Origin of the sequence: Paenibacillus piri (assembly GCF_004354045.1) — a bacterium.
GTDB lineage: Bacteria > Bacillota > Bacilli > Paenibacillales > NBRC-103111 > Paenibacillus_S > Paenibacillus_S piri.
In genome coordinates this window covers 116713-135304 of sequence record NZ_SMRT01000003.1, presented here as the reverse complement: position 1 = coordinate 135304, position 18592 = coordinate 116713, and the positions used below count along the sequence as shown (strand labels likewise).

Annotated in this window: 19 protein-coding genes and 1 other annotated feature; of the genes, 8 read left to right on the top strand and 11 right to left on the bottom strand. The window is 51.9% G+C overall.

All coding sequences use genetic code 11. The annotated features are described in order from the left end of the window. Positions 1-53: 53 nt before the first annotated feature. Positions 54-281, bottom strand: a complete 228-nt coding sequence (locus E1757_RS08895; RefSeq protein WP_133227494.1) for an alpha/beta-type small acid-soluble spore protein — start codon at positions 279-281, stop codon at positions 54-56. A 152-nt stretch (positions 282-433) separates the two neighbouring features. Here E1757_RS08895 and E1757_RS08890 point away from each other — a divergent pair, with 152 nt between their 5' ends. After that, positions 434-613 (top strand): DUF5325 family protein, encoded by a 180-nt coding sequence (locus tag E1757_RS08890; RefSeq protein ID WP_133226895.1) that lies wholly within the window; start codon positions 434-436, stop codon positions 611-613. A 31-nt stretch (positions 614-644) separates the two neighbouring features. On the opposite strand, the gene trpS is transcribed toward E1757_RS08890, so the two are convergent. Continuing rightward, positions 645-1628 (bottom strand): tryptophan--tRNA ligase, encoded by a 984-nt coding sequence (trpS, locus tag E1757_RS08885; protein ID WP_133226893.1) that lies wholly within the window; start codon positions 1626-1628, stop codon positions 645-647. Positions 1629-1793: 165 nt separating this feature from the next. Beyond that, positions 1794-2070: a binding site (T-box leader), on the bottom strand. A 162-nt stretch (positions 2071-2232) separates the two neighbouring features. Here trpS and E1757_RS08880 point away from each other — a divergent pair. The 4 genes from E1757_RS08880 to E1757_RS36895 all read left to right on the top strand — a co-directional run bounded on the left by E1757_RS08880 (position 2233) and on the right by E1757_RS36895 (position 5827). Further along, the gene (locus tag E1757_RS08880) at positions 2233-3465 is read left to right on the top strand and encodes a permease (RefSeq protein WP_133226891.1); all 1233 of its coding nucleotides are present in this window, start codon (positions 2233-2235) and stop codon (positions 3463-3465) included. 34 nt (positions 3466-3499) lie between these two features. Further along, the gene (locus tag E1757_RS08875; protein WP_246079098.1) at positions 3500-4537 is read left to right on the top strand and encodes a TIGR03943 family putative permease subunit; all 1038 of its coding nucleotides are present in this window, start codon (positions 3500-3502) and stop codon (positions 4535-4537) included. A 113-nt stretch (positions 4538-4650) separates the two neighbouring features. Then, positions 4651-5604, top strand: coding sequence for an aldose 1-epimerase (locus tag E1757_RS08870; RefSeq protein ID WP_133226890.1), 954 nt, complete (start codon positions 4651-4653; stop codon positions 5602-5604). A gap of 91 nt (positions 5605-5695) precedes the next feature. Continuing rightward, on the top strand, positions 5696-5827 hold the full coding sequence (locus tag E1757_RS36895) for a hypothetical protein (protein WP_281282486.1): 132 nt from the start codon (positions 5696-5698) through the stop codon (positions 5825-5827). A gap of 560 nt (positions 5828-6387) precedes the next feature. Here E1757_RS36895 and E1757_RS08865 read toward each other — a convergent pair. Beyond that, the gene (locus E1757_RS08865; RefSeq protein ID WP_133226888.1) at positions 6388-8469 is read right to left on the bottom strand and encodes a hypothetical protein; all 2082 of its coding nucleotides are present in this window, start codon (positions 8467-8469) and stop codon (positions 6388-6390) included. Between the two features lie 421 nt (positions 8470-8890). Here E1757_RS08865 and E1757_RS08860 point away from each other — a divergent pair, with 421 nt between their 5' ends. Beyond that, positions 8891-9679 carry an IclR family transcriptional regulator gene (locus E1757_RS08860; protein ID WP_133226886.1) on the top strand — a complete coding sequence of 263 codons (789 nt, stop codon included), beginning with the start codon at positions 8891-8893 and terminating at the stop codon, positions 9677-9679. A 170-nt stretch (positions 9680-9849) separates the two neighbouring features. Continuing rightward, positions 9850-10614 (top strand): fumarylacetoacetate hydrolase family protein, encoded by a 765-nt coding sequence (locus tag E1757_RS08855; protein ID WP_133226884.1) that lies wholly within the window; start codon positions 9850-9852, stop codon positions 10612-10614. A gap of 211 nt (positions 10615-10825) precedes the next feature. Here the strand turns inward: E1757_RS08855 and E1757_RS08850 are convergent, their stop codons facing one another. Next, entirely contained in the window at positions 10826-12586 is a 1761-nt protein-coding gene (locus E1757_RS08850) for a Rieske (2Fe-2S) protein (protein ID WP_133226882.1), read from the bottom strand. A gap of 88 nt (positions 12587-12674) precedes the next feature. Continuing rightward, complete coding sequence (locus E1757_RS08845; protein WP_246079097.1) at positions 12675-13238, bottom strand: hypothetical protein; 564 nt, start codon at positions 13236-13238, stop codon at positions 12675-12677. Between the two features lie 201 nt (positions 13239-13439). On the opposite strand from E1757_RS08845, the gene E1757_RS08840 reads away from it, so the two are divergent. Continuing rightward, on the top strand, positions 13440-13667 hold the full coding sequence (locus tag E1757_RS08840) for an alpha/beta-type small acid-soluble spore protein (protein WP_133226880.1): 228 nt from the start codon (positions 13440-13442) through the stop codon (positions 13665-13667). Positions 13668-13768: 101 nt separating this feature from the next. On the opposite strand, the gene E1757_RS08835 is transcribed toward E1757_RS08840, so the two are convergent. The 6 genes from E1757_RS08835 to E1757_RS08810 form a co-directional block, all read right to left on the bottom strand. Further along, a complete protein-coding gene (locus tag E1757_RS08835) occupies positions 13769-14242 on the bottom strand; it encodes a hypothetical protein (RefSeq protein WP_133226878.1) in 474 nt (157 codons plus the stop codon). 84 nt (positions 14243-14326) lie between these two features. Beyond that, the gene (locus E1757_RS08830) at positions 14327-15556 is read right to left on the bottom strand and encodes a cation:proton antiporter (protein WP_133226876.1); all 1230 of its coding nucleotides are present in this window, start codon (positions 15554-15556) and stop codon (positions 14327-14329) included. Next, positions 15537-16049, bottom strand: coding sequence for a cation:proton antiporter regulatory subunit (locus E1757_RS08825; RefSeq protein WP_133226874.1), 513 nt, complete (start codon positions 16047-16049; stop codon positions 15537-15539). Before E1757_RS08825 ends, E1757_RS08830 begins: the two co-directional genes overlap by 20 nt. Positions 16050-16391: 342 nt before the next feature. Then, positions 16392-16736 carry a hypothetical protein gene (locus E1757_RS08820; protein ID WP_133226872.1) on the bottom strand — a complete coding sequence of 115 codons (345 nt, stop codon included), beginning with the start codon at positions 16734-16736 and terminating at the stop codon, positions 16392-16394. 263 nt (positions 16737-16999) lie between these two features. Beyond that, positions 17000-17380 carry an O-methyltransferase gene (locus E1757_RS08815; RefSeq protein ID WP_133226870.1) on the bottom strand — a complete coding sequence of 127 codons (381 nt, stop codon included), beginning with the start codon at positions 17378-17380 and terminating at the stop codon, positions 17000-17002. A gap of 267 nt (positions 17381-17647) precedes the next feature. Beyond that, entirely contained in the window at positions 17648-18376 is a 729-nt protein-coding gene (locus tag E1757_RS08810; RefSeq protein ID WP_165972024.1) for a stalk domain-containing protein, read from the bottom strand. Between the last annotated feature and the right edge of the window lie 216 nt (positions 18377-18592).

Sequence of the window (18592 nt, the reverse complement as noted above, 5' to 3'; positions counted from 1 at the left end):
AAAAGCCCAAGGATTTCTCCTTGGACTTCTATGATGAAGCATTTTTTGTACAATTAACGAAGTTGACCGCCTGCAAGCGATTGCTCTGCAATTTGAACCAGACGGCGAGTGATGTGACCACCGATTGCACCTGTGTCACGAGTAGCCATATAACCAAAGTAACCGTCTTGTGGAATTTGAATACCCAACTCTTGAGCTACCTCATACTTCATTTGGTCTAGAGCTGAAGATGCTTGTGGAACCACCAATACGTTACTGCTGCGGGATTGTCCTTGTGCCATGATGATCAGCACTCCTTTCAATCTGAATGAATATCCTTGATGTATTTGCAAGCTTGCAAACTTATTATGTGATGGATCGAAAAAAGTATACGCGCATTCTGAAAAAAGTTTTTCGATTTTCAAAACTCTCTCGGAAAGGCGGATAAACCCGCATGAACAAAGGACTAGCCCTCTTTTTCGCGATACTCGGCACCATTCTTTTAGCCGGTATCAGCTACTCTATCAGCTTGGGCAACGGATGGCTGGTACTGCTTTTCTCCGTGCTGTCTGTCGCTTTCATCGGCTTCGGCTTTGTCGTCAAAGCCAAGCAGCGCAAACGAAACGGCGGCTGACCGCCGTTCGCCCGCACCGTTTCGAAACGAATCAGAACAATATAAAGCCCATCTTCTCTTTCACTTCGCGCAGCGTCTTCTCCGCCTGTTCGGCAGCCCGTTCGGCGCCTTGACGAAGCGCGCTGTGAAGCTCACCGGACTCGCGAATGCTGCGGTATCGTTCCTGAAGCGGCTCCAGCAGCGCGACGACCTGCTCGGCCAAATCTTTTTTGAACGGACCGTAGCCCTGTCCGTCATACAATGCCTCGATTTCGGCGATGGGCTTTTTCGAGCACTGCGCATAGATGCTGATCAGGTTGCTGACCTCTGGCTTATTGTGCGGGTCGTACTTGACCTCGCGCCCGGAATCCGTGACGGCCCGGCTAATTTTTTTACGGATCACGTCCGGCGCATCCAGGAGTGCGATGAAGCTGCCCTGGTTCGGATTGCTCTTGCTCATTTTATTGGATGCGTCGTCCAGCGACATGATCCGGGCTCCCACTTGCGGGATGTACGGCTCCGGAATGACGAACGTCTCGCCGTACCGCTGGTTAAACCGGTGTGCGAGATCGCGGGTCAGCTCCAAATGCTGCTTCTGATCGTCACCGACCGGCACGAGATCCGCGTTGTACAATAATATGTCTGCGGCCATCAAGGAAGGATACGTAAACAGGCCGGCGCCTACCGATTCTTTGCCGGCGGACTTGTCCTTGAACTGCGTCATCCGCTCCAGCTCGCCCATGTACGTAAGCGTCGTCAGCATCCATCCGAGCTCGGCATGCTGCCGCACATGAGATTGCAGGAACATAGTCGATTTTGCGGGATCGATCCCGGCCGCGATATAGAGAGCGGCTACCGCCTCGCTCTGCTCGCGCAGCGCTGCCGGTTCCTGCGGTACCGTAATCGCATGCAGGTCGACGATCATGAAATAACATTCATGCGTATGCTGCAGCTCCGCAAAATTTTTCAATGCCCCGATATAATTTCCTAACGTCAATTTTCCGCTCGGCTGCATGCCGGATAATACTCTTTTCATCCTAGCTCCTCCTTTTTTGTAAACGCAACGATACACGGCTTCGCCGCCCGTACAACCAACGATAAACGGCTTCGCTGCCCTTCAAGAGGCAAGCGCGTTTGTCAAGGTTGTGCGAAGCAAAGTATATATCTCATACTTTTCCGGACAACCAAAAAAGGCTCTCCGTCAAGGGACGAAGAGCCGTGGTGCCACCCTATTTTATTTTCCGCCGCAGCCCAAGCGCTTCCTGCGCCGCGTACGAAAAACCTCAAGCTTCTGTAACGGGAAGCCCCCGGATCAGCCTTGGACACGGTAATGGAAGCTGCTGCGCAACGCCTCTTTCCGCTGTCTTTCAACCGTCAGCTCAAGGATCCATTCAACGCCAGCTATCTACCGGTTCTCAGCTGCCACCGGCTCTCTGAAAGAATCGCTCCCGTTTACTTATTCCTGTCATTGCTTGTTTGCTTATCATCATAATCAATCCCGCACGTTCTGTCAACTTGGCCAGCCCTTCCCTATTGGCCATCCCGGGCAGGACCTTTTAATGTTCGGAAACATGTCCTATATACGAACGCTTGGGCATAAACTATAATAATAATTACGAATTAAAAGGGAGAAATGTCCATTGCGTCCATCAGTCCAACGAATCAGCACGAATGTGCTCGCCCTCATCTGCCTTGTACTGCTGTTTCTTATTTTCACCCAGCGGCACCCGTTGAACTTATCCTTTATAAGCAGCGATATGCTGCAAAACTTCAAGACCTTGTTCCTGAGCATTATTTTGGAAGCTTTGCCGTTTGTGCTGCTGGGTGTTCTCGTATCCGCAGTACTGCAAATGTTCGTCTCCGAGCAAACGATCCGAAAGCTGGTGCCCAAAAATCCGGTGCTAGGTATTTTGTTCGCCTGCGTGGTCGGAATTATTTTCCCGCTGTGCGAATGCGGTATGATTCCGGTTATCCGCCGTTTGCTGCGCAAAGGCATGCCGCTCTACGTTGCGATTGTGTTCATCCTGGTCGGACCGATCATTAACCCGGTCGTTTACGCGTCCACTTTTATGGCGTTCCGCAGCCGTCCGGAAATTGCATATTCCCGAATGGCGCTCGCATTCATCGTCGCGCTGGTTATGGGCCTGCTTATTTACCGGTTTTTCAAAACCAACCAGCTTCGCAGCCCGGGTTCAATGAATCCGTCTTTGCCTATTCACGGGCAGAAGCCCAATCATCACGATCATGCCCACGATAATGACCATGTACATAGCCATCACGATCACTCGCATGATCACGGCCATGCACACAGCCATCACGATCATGCCCACGATCACGACCATGCGCATAGCCATCACGATCACTCGCATGATCATGACCATGCTCACAGCCATCACGATCACTCGCATGATCACGACCATGCACACAGCCATCACGATCACTCGCATGGCCGTACCGGTATAGCAGGCAAGCTGTTCGGCATTCTCGGGCACGCTTCCGACGAATTTTTCGATATGGGCAAATATTTGATCTTCGGCGCCTTTATTACAGCTGTCATTCAGACGGTAGTCGACCGGGAAAGCCTGATCTCGATCGGACAGGGCCCTATTGCGTCGCACTTGTTTATGATGGGCTTTTCTTTTATATTGTCGCTTTGCTCCACGTCGGATGCGTTCGTCGCCTCTTCGTTCGGTACGACTTTTACGACAGGCTCGCTGCTGACGTTTCTTGTATTCGGGCCGATGCTCGATATTAAAAGCTTGCTGATGCTGCTTTCCACCTTCCGCAGCCGCTTCGTCATCGCATTGTCGGCGCTGGTCTTTGCCGTCGTGCTCGTGTGCTCGCTGCTGTTCGAACGTATTTTTTTAACTTGAATCCAATTACCGTTACGATGAGGAGCGTGCTGTCGTGAGTCCGCGTATGTATAGCTTGCATTATTTTATAAAGGCCGCCGTTTTGTTCGGCTTTGCCATGTATATCGTCCATCTCGTCAAAACCGAAAATATTTTGTTTTATATCGCGCCGCGCATGATCGATTACGTCAAATGGTCCGCCGTCGCATTTTACGCCATTGCCGTGTACCAGGTCTACCTGGCAATCCGTGCGTTTTTGGGCTCGGCCGCGGCCTGCGATTGCGATCATGATCATACGCCGTCTTCCTCCCTGCTGAAAAACACCGTCATCTACGGCTTGTTTTTCTTTCCGCTGCTGCTCGGCTTCTTATTGCCGGACAGCTCGATGGGCAGCAGTCTGGCCGCCAAGAAAGGGATGAACCTGAGCAGCTCCGCCAATGTAAAAAAGGATCCGGCCGCCGCCGTGCCCGCTGCTCCGTCTCCGGCGTCTCCTGCTCCGTCCGGTTCTTCTCCGGCCGCCCCGGGACCGGGAGCTTCGGGCCAAGCAGCACCGGCGCCGGCGCAAACCCCGCCCCCGGCATCGAGCCAGCCCCCGGCTCCTGACGGCTCTTCCGGCGGAATCGCGGCTCCTTCAGCCTCCGGAAATCTGGACGACATGTTTCCTTCGGACAAATTTACCGAGCACTACGCCAAATACGCCAAGCAATTGTACAAAGGCAGCATCATTCCGGTAAAAGAAGACTTGTATATCGAAACGTTGACAACCGTCGATCTGTATCTTGACCAGTTTATCGGCAAAAAAATAGAAATGACGGGCTTCGTTTACCGCCAGGAGTCGATGAAAGATAATCAGTTCGTAGTCGGACGTTTTTCCATCCAGTGCTGTTCGGCCGACGCCTCCCCGTTCGGCGTGCTCGTCGAGTATGACCGCGCAAAAAATTTTGCCGACGATTCATGGGTCACTGTCACCGGCAGCATTCAAAAAACAAGATTCAACGATATGGACATCATGATGATAAAAGTCGAAAAAGTGGTGAAGGCCGAGCCGGCCAAGGCGCAGTACGTATACCCTAACCCAGACTTCGGCAGCTAATGCCTGGCGAAATCGCTGATGCACATCCCAGGCCCTTTTTGGTACAATGAAGGCAGTTTGGATTTCAAACGCGTTAAGCGCAAGCCGAATCCCTATTAAAAGGAGTCCTCCATATGACAAAGCAAATCGACTGGCAGGGAACCCCTGCGTACATACTGGAAAACGACGAGCTTGCCGTTTCCGTCTGCCCTGCCATTGGCAACAACGTTTACAGCATCAGGGATAAAAAGCTGCAGCGCGAGCTGCTCCGCACCCCGGAAAGCCCTGCCGCGCTGATGGAGCAATTCGTCCAATACGGAACGCCCGTGCTAATGCCGCCGAACCGGATACGCAGCGGACAGTTCGAGTTTGAAGGACGCAGCTACCAATTCGACGTCACGCAGCGCCATTTTGGCAACCACATTCACGGCGTTGTCCGCGAGCAGCCATGGCAGGTCGTACAGACAGGGACGTCCAAGGAAGGCAATCCGTTCATCACCTCCGTCCTCAACCTGGCTGACGATCCGGAAGTGCAGCGCCAATACCCGCATGCGCTGGAGCTGGAGCTGACCTATACGCTGAAGGGCGGCCGTCTGATACATTCGCTGAAGGCGCTGAACAAAGGCGGCGAAGCCGCGCCGTTCGGCTACGGCCTGCATACCTGGTTTGTGCTGGACAGCCAGCCTGAACGCTGGAAGCTGCAGCTGCCGGTCAGCGGAATTTGGGAGCTGGATGAGCAAAATATTCCGAACGGAAACATCGTTCCGCTCGGACGTTATGAAACGTTGATCGAGGGCGATGTCTTAAAAGGCCATAATATGGACACCGTCTTCCAGATTGGCGACAACCCATGCATCGCTATACTATCCCGGGATGACGTCGAGATTCGTTACAGCGGCTCCGATATGTTCAAGCAATGGGTCATTTTCACAAAAGGCGAAGCCGATAATTTGATTTGCCTGGAACCTTACACATGGGTCACCAATGCGCCGAACCTCGAGCTGGCGCCGGACGTCACCGGCCTTCGCGGCATTGCTCCGGGAGCAAGCCTGCAGTTGGAGGTCGTGCTGGACGTTATTCATAAATAACGGACCTTCGCGGGAGGCGGCATCAGCCAGACCGGCTTCGTTCACGCTTTTTTGCACGAATGCGCTTCTCCCGAGTCTCGGCGCCGTAAGCATGCGCGCAACGTACGCCGTCCTCCGCCAGCAGTCCGTTGCGCCGCGCCGTTTGCAGGCGCTGACTCTGCAGCGTTCGCAACCGAACGGACTGTCACAAAATAAGACCTCGAATCCGTTCATGGGACTGTAAATTGACCCAAAGGCGAAACGAGGCCACTGAAAAGTTTTATTCATACGAAAAGGTACAGTCGCTCATGAAAAATGACGAGTCTGTACCTTTTTTCTGTCAATGAAAGTATGAAAAGCGTGTGTATCCTTTACTGATATTATGAGAAAGCCTCTATCGAACCTTTCCAAGAAGAGCGACCGCGATGATAAGAAATACTGCTATTGTACATCTTTTTTTCTACTCGTCAATTCGCGTGATTTAATTCCTGCGAAACTGCAGGTTTCTCCGCTCTCGTTTGCATTCGGTCTCTAATCCGTGAGAACTCCTGCATAATAGCAGGAATTCCCTATGAATTAGCCATTTCGATAAAAAATGCCTGTACTATGGTAGGAATTTCGTTTCGCTGATCAATCTACTGGATTATATATACTTCAGAATTCAACATGTAGATACGAAGCAATTCGGATTCCTGGGCTTAAAATCGTAGTCTTTCTTTCATTTTCCGTGATTCAGTTTCGACCGATTCTATCGCATCGAGCTTATCGTTAATGATCCTAAAAAGAAGCGTACGTACGCGCCGCTCAAGCCCGGCGTGCCAGCTCGACGTCGCGCCGGACATCCTCGGCATAAAGCGGATACCCGAATGTCTGTTTTACTCTTGCCATAAAATACGGCTTGTTATGCAGGCTCCATATATACCCGAGGCGGTCCCAATGCCCGCAAGCCTCCTCCAGATGCGCAACCGCCTGCTCCTTGCGCTTCTCGTCGCCTGTCAGCTTATAGCGGTTCAACTCGAGAGCGGCGCTGAACTTGCACACATAATAACGTCCCATCGCGGCATACGATTTCAAATCGAGCAGCGTGCATTCGGCATGTCCGCCCATCAGCTCGCCCAGCTCGGACTCCAGCCGTCCCGCCGCCTGTTCCGTAGCCGCCGAAGCTTCCGTCAATATCCGCAAAATATCGGCCGGCATTTCCTCGTACGACCGTTCGGCCTCCTCAAGCCGCCCTTCCGCTTCCGCGCGGGCATATTCCGGCAAGCCCATCACGCCGACGCCCGGCATCGGCGCGGCGTCGACAAAGTCAAGCACCGTTTTAAAGCCGCTCACCTGCGACAGGCAGCTCTCCGCATGCCATTGGAAATCGTAATCGATCCAGAACAGCCGGTTTACCGCCGGGATGATGCGGGACGCTTGCCGCAGTCCTTCGAGGAACGCGGGGGCATGCTTCGGCCCGTAATGGCTTGTAAGCAAATGCGTCCACGTATCTTCCCCGGTTTCCGGATCGTAGGATAGACGGCCCCACAGCTGGAACTGGAACAAATGCCGTTCAAAGTCGTACTTCCATGTTTTATGCCCGTAATCGGCATGCTGAAAGTCGCGTCCCCAGACATAGCCGTCCGCTCCCCAATAAAACCCTTTCACATAAGGCTTCAGCATGCCTTTCACATAAGCCCGCACATAATCCGGATCGCCCCACCGATGGGCGAAAACATCGTCATTGCGCACCGTATATAATATCTGGGTCGAATCCAGATCGATCCCGCTCCATGCATCCCACAGCTTCTCGAACTGCGGCTGCGGATGGGAATAACAGTGGGCGTTGGAATATTTCCAGCTGATATAAAACCGCTTCGGATCGAACTGCGGCTGCACCATTTCTTTAATTTCCTTGCCCGCGTTCTGCATGTTCGTACGATGAATAAACGGAATATCGCGTCCGGACTGCTTAATCGCCTCTACATACGTATCGATAATCCACTGCTCGCGCTCGTAGCCGGAGCCGTCCATCCATTCGCTGGCGGAGGTGCCAAGCCCTTTCAGCTCCGGATAGGTGAGCAAAATTTGCAGCACCATTTCACGGATGTAGTCGCGAATGACTTCCGACTGTCCGCGGAACCTGTTCAGCGGCAGTCCGACCCGATGAATTAAATCGTCGAACATATTGCCGTAATCGCCGACATTTTCGGGCAGACCGAGTCCTTTGGCCACCTCCGGAGTCAGACGGATGTTCCACGTAAACAGGTAAATGTCGATTCCCCGGCTCGCCGCATAGCGGAACAGCTCGCGGAAAAACCGGATATTGCGGTCGATCTCCACATCGCTCAGCGGATTGGCCGCCCGGAATTTCGGCGATACAACCATCAGATGGTACGGATGCTCCGACCATAAGCTGAGGCAATTATAGCGATTCAAGGCGAGCATATCGATATATGCCTTCCAATATTCGATATCCATGCACGTTTCCGCATTTTGGACAAAAGGATCCCCGTCATCGAACGGAACATACGGAAGATTGTACTTGATGCCGCGAATACCGAGTGCCGGCTTGCCGCAAATTTCCTCCCCTTCCGCAAGCGCCGCTCCCCGTCCCAGTCTTTCCGACCATTCCAGGCAGCCGTACATGACGCCCCGCGAATCGGAGCCCTCGATATGAATGCGCCCTCCGGAGCGGTATATGCGATAGGCTTGATCCTCGTATACCGGTGCCTGTCCTCTAGGCGTAGCCACCTTATGAATGACAATGCCGTTCAACGGCGGTACTACCGTTCCCTGCCCCGTAAATTGCTCAATAAAATAAACGCCTTGCCGTTCCAGACTTTGCTTCAACTGTTCGGCGCCAAAGCCGATTAACGCATCACGGTGATCATAAATAAGTTTCATGGGAGCATCCTCCTGAAAAGTAGATATGGCTGCTTCAACTGCAAATTTCCGACCGGTCCGTCGCGAAGTTGTGAAGCTGTGCTGCGATACAGGCTGCGGCTCGCTTTACGTTTCAATGAAAGCTCGTCCCTTTACTCTGCAGCAGCATCGTTCCTCGCTTCGGACCCTCGCAGGCTTCATGTTAGCATCGAGCCGGGCGGCATGACACAGACACTTTTTGTCCTCGCAATGTTGTCCGTCTGAGAACGGCAAAAGCGCAAAAAATGACCGGCTCGGCGCAAACGACAGCTATCCGGAGCCGCACGGGCCGAGAACCCATTTTACGACGATCCGGTTTGACTGCGCTGGCGAGCGGTGATAAGATATCGGTACAATATACTGAACCAGTTTCATTATTTCGATATAGATAGGACGGACAGAAATGGAAAAAAAATATTGGGTGCCCGCCCTGGAAAAAGCGCAGGCAATCATCCGGCTCGTCGCCGAAGAGCCTGCTCGGCTCAAGCTGACCGATTTATGCAAACGTCTCGATATTAGCAAAAGCTCGATGTTCTCTCTGCTGCAAACGATGGAGGCGCTCCAATGGCTGAGCCGCGACCGCTCCGATACGTATACGCTCGGTATGCATTTTGGCATCATGGGAAACGCCTTTTTCCGGCAGTTCGATCTGATCGATGCGTTTCGGAAGGAAGCGCCGGCTTGTATGCGCGAGCTGAACGAATCGATTCAACTCGCCAGCCTGGAGGGCAGCGAAATTGTCTACCTGGCCAAGGAAGCGGCGCCATCGCTCGTTCAGATGGTGTCCGGTCCGGGTACGAGGCTGCCCGCGCATGCGACGGGTCTCGGCAAAATGCTGCTGTCCGCGCTCGACGATACCCAGCTGAATCTGCTCTATCCCGACGATTCGCTGGAAAGCTTGACTCCTTTTACATTGAAAACGAAGCAGGAGCTGTTCCGTCAGCTGGCGGTCATCCGTCATCAAGGCTATGCACTCGACCTGCAGGAAGGGGTTATGGGCTTTAATTGCATCGCCGTGCCGATTTATCAGTCGGGCAGCCAGACGGTAGCCGCGATCAGCTTCTCGATGCCGCTGCACAATTGGGAAGAAAAGCGCGACAGAGCGCTGCAGGCGATCATTGACTTGGCCGGCAAGCTCTCGTTCAATACGGGTAACGCAAGCAACGGGAAAGGAAGCGCCGATCCTTCCTGACAGCTTCCATTCGCAATACATCTGAACTCTCCCCTCGCTCCCTGTCGTATTGACCGGATATAGGGGAGGTGTTATGATTTCCTTATCAATATAGGATGAACCGTGTTCAATATATTGAACAACCATGTCGCATAAAGCTGCCCATTTATTTAAAAGGAGATGAATCGGACATGAAATTTGCCCGTTATCGGGAAAATAATTCAGGACTAATTAAAAGCGCCGTTTTGAAAGAGCAAGCACTGCATGAAATTGAAGGCGACCTGTTCGGCGGCTGGACATATACCGGCCCTTCCGTCCCGTTGAAGGATGTCACGCTGCTCCCTCCTCTTGAGCCCCGTTCGGTGATCGGCGTAGGCGCCAATTATATTGCCCCGGGGGGTACGAAGCCGGAGCAGCTGCCCGATATTCCGGTGCTGTTCTTTAAGCCGTTAAGCTCGGTTATCGGTACGGATGAACCGATCGTCATTCCGGCCGGAATCGAGGAAGTCAAATTCGAGTCGGAGCTCGCCGTTGTCATCGGCAAGGCGGCTCGTCATGTATCAGAACAGGATGCGCTTGATTACGTATTCGGCTATACGATCGCCAACGACGTGACGGCTCCGCAATTTTTCCACCCGAACGGCCATTGGATGGTAGGCAAATCGTTCGATTCATTTACGCCGCTCGGTCCTTATCTGGAAACCGAAATCAACCTGGATACCGTTCGCGTTCAGGCCGCCCACAATGGGAAGCTGAAGCAGGACAGCGGACTCGACTTGATTATTTTAACGGTGCCTTTTCTTATTTCATACTTGTCTCGTGTCATGACGCTGCAGCCGGGCGACGTCATATTATCCGGCTCGCCGGCCGGCGCCGAATTTATGAAAGCCGGAGATGAGATCGACTGCATCATCGATGAGATCGGCGTTTTGCATAACCCGGTCGTTGTCGAATAATTCAGGTTTACTTACGGACTTATCCATAGCTTATCGCAATGATTCACGGCTTCTGCGTCCCAGGGAACGAGTTCGTTCGTCAAGGCTGTGCGAAGCCAGCTATAACACTAATACTATTGCGTTCAATCCAAAAAAACCGCTGTCTCCCGGTACGGCCTTGGCCGTTAAAGGGGAAGCGGTTTTTTGACGTGCTGCCGTCTCGGAGGCCTGCCTACTCCTCCTCAAACAGCCGCTCGCCGCGGTACAATCGCCAGGCGATGGTCGCCGTGTGCGGCAGCTCGCGGGCCGTCGGCGCATGCGCCGCCAAGTACCTCGTGCAGGCAAGCAGGATCGTTTCTTTGGCATAATTGGCAAAAGCGTCCGACCGCGCCTGCCAATTAGCAAGCTCGGAAACCGCCGCCTCGTACATTTGAAATGTATGGAATTCCGCATCCTCCCGCAGAAGGCCGTGGCCTAACGTGTTCAGCAGCGCGTCCGTGTCCCCTCCCGCCTGCAAATAACCGGCGACCCAGCCCGCCGCCTGCTCGACCTGCTGCCGCCGATCCATAAGGCTAAGCAGCTCCGACGCCGGAGCCGGCGAGGTCAGTGAAGCGCCTTCCCCTTCGCCTGCGGCAGCCTTGACTTTCGGCCGCGGCGCGCGCGGTACGTTGAGGAAACGGTCGTGGTACACCGCCACCGCGCCATAATACAACGCCCGGATTAGCAGCGGTTCCGAGGAGCGCGCAAGCCGTTCATGCACCGCATGGGCATAGGTGAACGTGTGGAGCACGGCGATCCAATCCTTGAAATCGTTCTGCGTATGGAACCGTACGATACGTTCCGCTGCGGCAACCGCAATGAGACCCGCGAGCCGGACCGGGGCGGCTCCGCCAAGCAAAGCTTCCGTGATTCGCTCAATCGTCTCCAGAGGCCGATCGTTTAAAATACGCTCCACCCATGCCATTTCGTCCGGCACAGCTTCTTCCGTCCTGGGCTCCGCCTGCGCGATCCGCTCGAACGCCTGCTTCAATGGCGTTACGAGATCTACGGGAGCCTGCCAATGATGCAATTCTTCGCTGCGCGTCGGATCTCCGATCAGCGGAACCAGCGAGGCCAATATCGGTTCTATATATTCTGCGCCCGCAGCCTGCAGCGCTTCGAATGCTTTATTATGAAAATCGAACGTATGCCCGCCATCCAAATAAAAATGGTCGGTTACGGATACGAGCATCATTTCGGCGAGCCGGTCATGCGGAATGCCATTCGCAATTGCGGTGAGCAGCACTTTCTCGGCGCCCTGCGTATCGCGTACCTCGACGCAGCTGCGGTACCATTGCACGAGACGGTCCGCCGAAGCCGAAGCGGAGGGCATCGGACCGAGCAAATGGCGGGGCGCCCGCCCGGAGCTCGCCCTGGCGACATGCACAAGGCCGTGGTACATGGCCAGAATTTGCCCGGTTTTATCCAGCTTGGGCAGCACATTGCGCATCGCAGTCAGAATCGTCAGCCCCGACCCCCAGCCGCTGCCCTGCGATGTGCCGAAAGCCAAGCCGATCCGGACTATATCGTCCGCATGAACGCCCGATTCTACCAGCCCGACGACGGCTTTCGCAATTACGATTCCGATGTTTTGCTCCAAACCTTCCCGCAAGCGGCGCTTTAGCCTCTCGACGGTATCGGCGTTTCTCGGCTGCGCGCTAACCCATACGCGGCTTCCTTCCAGCTTCACATCATATGCGGGCACATCGTCCGCCCACGGATCGAGCGTGCCCCCGCTGCACACGTCAAAGCGCGCATGATGCCAATGGCATGTCAGCATCCCGTTGCAAACGCTTCCCAAATGCAGCGGAAAACCGAGATGCGGACAGCGATTGTCGACCGCAACTACCTGATCCTCGTGATAAAATACGGCGATCCCGCCCTTGACGACTTTAGAGCCCGCTTCTTTCAGCTCCTCCACCGTGCCGGCAAAAACCCATTGATCTTGGTTCATTTACTTCGCCTCCCTCCAGATAATACGTTCATAACCAGTATACACCGGAACCGCAGCGGATAGAAAAAGAAAGATGGAGACCCTTCGCTTAATGCGCCGAATCTCCATGGCTTTGTCCGCCCCGCTCTATTTTTTCAACCATATCCCTATCTTCTGCAATTGCATCAATGCCGCCGCCGTCTTCCTGTACGAGCTGCGAGACCACTTTGACCGTATCGGCGAAGTACGGCCGGTAATCCAGTCCTTCGACGAAGGCTAGAAACTGCCTGGCGACCGCTATAACCTGACTCTTGTACGGCTCCACGGCAGCTTTGTATACGCCCAGCTCCCTCGGCTGCCCATCCGGTCGTTCCTCCAGCTCCGTCAGCTCTATGATTCCTCCGGGGATATGACGTACCCGGAACGAATAAGCTCTGCATTCCGGATCGCCGCAGCCGCAGCAAAAGAACGGCATTCGGACCCATTCCTCCGGCGGGGCCCAGCGGTTCGGCTCTACATCGCGGTACATGCTGTACAGCAAGGTGGGGAGCCCTACATCGACGCATAAAGGCTCGTCGATCAACAGCTCCCCGTCCGCTTCAAGCCGCACATCGGCATGAATGATTTGCAAATCAGCATCCCATGACCATCCGTCGCATTGCAGCTTCAACATGAACATGCAGCTCCCTTAACATTTCTTTTATTCGTCGCGTTCCTGATCCTTCATTCTATTATAATCACCGTCAAAACCGTTGTACAGTTCACCCAAGCCGCGGCTTATTCCTGCATGCAGGCTTGGATTCATTTTCCAGTTTATGGTGTGAGTATATTTCCGCTATTGGCACATACTACCTAAAGAACGGAGGTGATAACTATGGCACAAGGACAATCCCGCAGCAGCAACGTATTGGTTGTACCTCAAGCTTCTCAGGCTTTAGAACAGCTTAAATATGAAGTGGCACAAGAATTGGGAATTCAAATTCCTCAAGATGGTTACTATGGCTTCATGGCAACCCGTGACACTGGTGCAATCGGTGGTCACATCACTCGTCGTCTTGTTCAAATCGCCGAGCAGCAGCTCGCCGGCAAGTTTTCCAGATAAGATTCGACTCCCATACTTACACAGGGTGACTCCACAGGGGTCGCCTTTCTAACATGTTCAACCGGGATCAGCATCGAATTGCGGCAATCCGCTATGCTCCGTCATGAATTCCAAAAACGCGAATCGTTCTCGCTATCCTCCTTAAGCCGGTATACGGAAGTGACGTCGATGGAGGCCTCGGGATCAATTTCAAGCACAATATCTTTAAGCGATGCTTCCTCCAAGCGAAAAATTTCCAGCCGAACCATGTGCTCCGGTTTTCCATCCTTACTTTTGGCATCAAACAGAAGACTGGCCTTCTTATTGGTTCTGCATTCGATGGCCGCTTTAATTTGCGCGGCATAATGGCTTTTGACCGTCAGCATGCGAACGAGCGATGAACGTCTGGATAAAGATAAAGCAGCCAGCAGCCCTGCCCCCGCTACGAGCAAATAGGCGGCCACCGTTACCATCAGATGCAGCCGCTCGGCTGTCGTCACAGTCTTCAGCAGAGCTTCGTCATAGCTCGCGACGGCATACATCGTGTCCTTGCCCGTACGTACCCAACCTGACATATAACCTTTGACTGGATTCATATAACTCACTCCCCCTCACTTTAATAAGGCGTTGAAGCCCATTGAAGCTTGCGGCGTTCAGATCCCGTTCAAAGTACGCTATTCCTACTCGTGAGATACCGTTTTTTTGCGTTTTTCGCGACCAAGACCCAGCGACTTGTATACCCACTCCATGCCCGAATAGATTTTCTTCGTCTCTTTCGTAAGCAGCGGCCCAAGCACCGCCAGGATCAATACATACAGCGCTGCAAAAGGTTGAATGATCGGCAGCAGATGTCCTGCTTTGGCCAGGTTTGCCATAATAATGGAAAACTCGCCCCGCGCAACAATCGTCAGACCGATATTTACAGACGATTTCGGCGACAATCCTGCGCTCCGCCCTGCCCACATGCCGGCGGCAAAATTTCCGATCAGTGTGAGCACTACGGCACCCAGGCTCAGCCAAACCGCGCCGCCGAGCGACAGCGGATCAATCGTTAACCCGAAGCTGAAGAAGAAAATCGCTCCGAAAAAATCGCGAAACGGCAGGATCAGATGCTCGATCCGCTTCATATGCTCCGTCTCGGCCAGCACCAGCCCGACAAGCAGCGCACCGATCGCCTCCGCCACATGTATCGTTTCCGAAAAGCCTGCGATGACGAACAGTACGGCAAAGATAACTAGCAAAAACAGCTCATTCGAGCGGATTCGCAGCAGCCGATTCAGCAGCGGGACCGATTTGCGGCCGACCACAAGCACCAGCAGCATAAATCCGAGTGCGATGGCAGCCGACAGCAGGATCCCGCCGATCGAGGTCGAGCCGCTGAGCACAAGACCGGACACAATCGAAATATAAACTGCGAGAAAAATATCCTCGAACATAATAATGCCCAAAATCATTTCAGTTTCAGGATTGGCGGTCCGTTTCAGGTCGACTAACACTTTGGCTACGATCGCGCTTGAAGAAATTGTCGTAATACCCGCGACAATCAACATTTCCATCATAGGCAGTCCGGCGAATAAGCCGAATAACAACCCAAGCGTAAAATTGATCAGTATATAAATGGTTCCGCCTACCGCAATCGATCGTCCTGATTTGATCAGACGGCCCACTGAAAATTCGAGCCCCAAATAAAACAGAAGGAACAACACGCCGATCCGGCCAAGAAATTCGATAAGCTCGGCACTTTCGATAAATCTCAGATCAATATGCCCCCAATGGAATGAATGCGGGCCGACGGCCATTCCAACCAATATATAAAAGGGAATTACGGAAAACTTTAGCTTTGCCGACAGTAAGCCGGCAAGCGCAATTAATACGAGCGCCAATCCGATTTCAAATACGAGATGGTTCATCCGCATCACATCCATTCATTAGAATCTGTTTGAAATGTTTCTGTTGGCTCCTTTCTCCCGCCACAACAAGCGTCGTCTCGGCAGACAGTACCGTTTCCGGTCCCGGGTTTATTTGCTTTCGGTGCTTCTCGATGACCGCAATAATGGTTGTTCCCGTATTTTGCCGTACTTTAAGCTCGCCGATCGATCGGCCCACACATTTATAATGAGGTTCGATCCGGTACCATTCGATTACAAGATCGTCCAGAGCCACCTCTATCGATTCCAACGCCTTTGGCTTGTAATTCATGCCGCCGATAATAGCGGCAACCATTCTGGCTTCATCATCGTCAAGCGTAATCATGGAAAGGCTATCCTCGCCGTCGGCCGAATCAAAATGATAGCATTCCCTGCGGCCGTCATCATGGATGACAATAACCAGTTTATCTCCTCCGCGCGTTGTTATTTGGAATTTTTTTCCAATTCCAGGCAGTTCAATTTCCCTTATGGACATATAGCGTAATCCTCCTTGGTTTGGGTTTGTCGTTCGTTAGTTTTGGCATAGTTTAGTTTTGTCATAAAATTGCAGTATTACAGGCAGCATGAAATAGACCTGCCAAACTTTATCGTTTTCGGGCGTCGTCAAATAAACCGTGAATACTCGATTTTTTAAAATCAAGATGGACAGCTTAAAATAAGCCCTCGAGGTCGGATTTTTTGAAAAAACCGTTCCGGGCAGACTCAGGTCCTAGTTATCGATTGAAAAGCTGGAGCCGGTGCCAATTGGCGGGCAACTGAAAAAACGCATGTTTGGGTAAAATATGACTTTAAAATAATAGCATGGGGAGAACAACCACTACACGTAAATCGATGTATAACGGATAGGGGACAAAAGCAGCCGCGTCAGGCGACGGGCAATTTGGGGGCGAAACGAAACGCGAGCCTCGGACCGGGCACGCAGAGCATTCAACATAAAGCCGCTTATAACAAAGAGGGCGAAGACGGTAAACCGTTTGCTGTCTAGAACGGAGGCATTTTTACGGGCGGCCATATTGGTGCTGTATTCAAAGCCTTGCGAAGAACCGCGCACGGATTCATTCGGGTTTATCTCCAGACTGGGTGTAGGCGTAGCAAACAGCATGAACACCGCAATCATAATAACAGAAAACCAACGATTGGACGATCTATGAAGAGATAACATTCAATTTCACCTCCTTTTCACCGCTTTTCAATGAAATTATATCATAAATCGCTGATTTCTTCAAATTTTAAAGCTTGAATATTTTTGTTAATACCAAACCCATTTCATCAAAAAAACACCTTTCCGGCCCAGGCCCGCCATACGGATTCGCCTAATCGGAAAGGTGCTACGATTCGATTTCATTACAATAAATTGTAAATAAGTGCGGTGTAAAAGCGACCAACCTTTTGAATATAATTAAAAAAGTTGCCTGCTGAAAATCGTTAGAGCATTCTGTAAGGATCTTTGTCAGCGATCACATTCGCCATGTTGTAGTTTGATTCAAAAACGACGCTGGTGCACAGCTTGTCCTGCCGTTTAGCGAATTCAAACTGAATTTCCCCATGGCTCCAATGTTTCAGCTTTAAAGATTCCACCGCCGTCTTGCGGAATGTTTGCTGTTCCGGATCCGACAAGCCCTTTTCCATTTTTCGCAGCTGATCTCCTCTGCTTTCGATGGGAAGGGCGCGAACCCCGAATTTGCCCACAACATTGTTGCGGATTTGCACAAACACCGTTCCTGAGGTCAGTTGAGCCAGTTCTTCCTTAATTTCCCGGAATACAATATCCAGCTGCCTGGCCAAAGGCACATTTTCTAAAATCATCAACATCCTCCTACCTATTTTTAACTTGCAGTTCCTAGGTCTGCAGTCCCATTATATGTAATAATTTGCTAATTTTCAATGATTTTATGTAATATTCAGAAATTTTTATATATTTCTACAATTAAATCCATAAAATTACAATTGCATTTTGTTGCAAATATCCAATATGACCGGTTTCAGCGGACATATGCGCGTGATTTTCGATATCTCATGACGGCGGTCAGCTCGCATGGCGCTTTAACGGATACTGGCCGCAGCATACCTGACTCACTGTACTGTAATTTCGATCTCCGTGCTCAAAATCGTTTTATTCGTATAAGCAGGGGCGTCAATATAGCGGACTTCCGCCCCGATCTTATAGGTGCCGGCCGGGAGCGCGCTTGGATACAGACTCGTATCGTACGGTCCGCTGCCCGGATGTTGCCGGTCTAAATTGTACTGCTGGAGCAGCCATAGCGGAAAGTTCCTTTTGAATACGTCACCTGGCAGTACCGCCACAGGTTTGACAGCCAATATCCGACCTAACTCCGAGCGAACTCCTTGCTCGTCCTCTACATAAAATCCGATAAACTGGCCCGAATATCCCAGGTCGAACGAAGCATCGCCCTTGTAGCGAAGCTCGGCCCAAATATTCATAAACTCATTTTGGCGGTATATCGATTTATCGGCTAACAGCGTCAGCTCAAATTTGTCATTTTCCCGGGCCGAATGCGCTTCCGCTTTCACTTCCAGCACGGATGGAAATTGAACGTTAATTTTCTTGGACGCCTCTTCATAGTCGACTACGGCGCCCATTTGCTCCGCCAGAAATCTCGTCGGGACGTAAGTGTCGCCGTCGATATTAAACGTACTGTAATTCGGCGGCAGCCTTCTCTCCTGGCCATTGAAACTATATTTTGCCGGAAAAAATACGGCTTTCCCGATATCGGAGGCATATGCAACATGACATATCGATAAAACCAGACCGCAGCTCAAACCGAGCACAAACTTGTTCATATTTACCTCCACAAGGATAAATGGCTTCGCCGTCCTTAAGGGACGAGCGCGTTTGTCAAGGTTGTGCGAAGCCATGTATGAGAAACTTATACTTTCAACTAAAAAATCTTACAATAGCATACTTCATATGACTGTAAGATGCTGGCTGTATCATATAGTCGTTGCAGACACCAAATCAATGAAAATAGTTCCACATTTTATGATGTCTGCAACAGT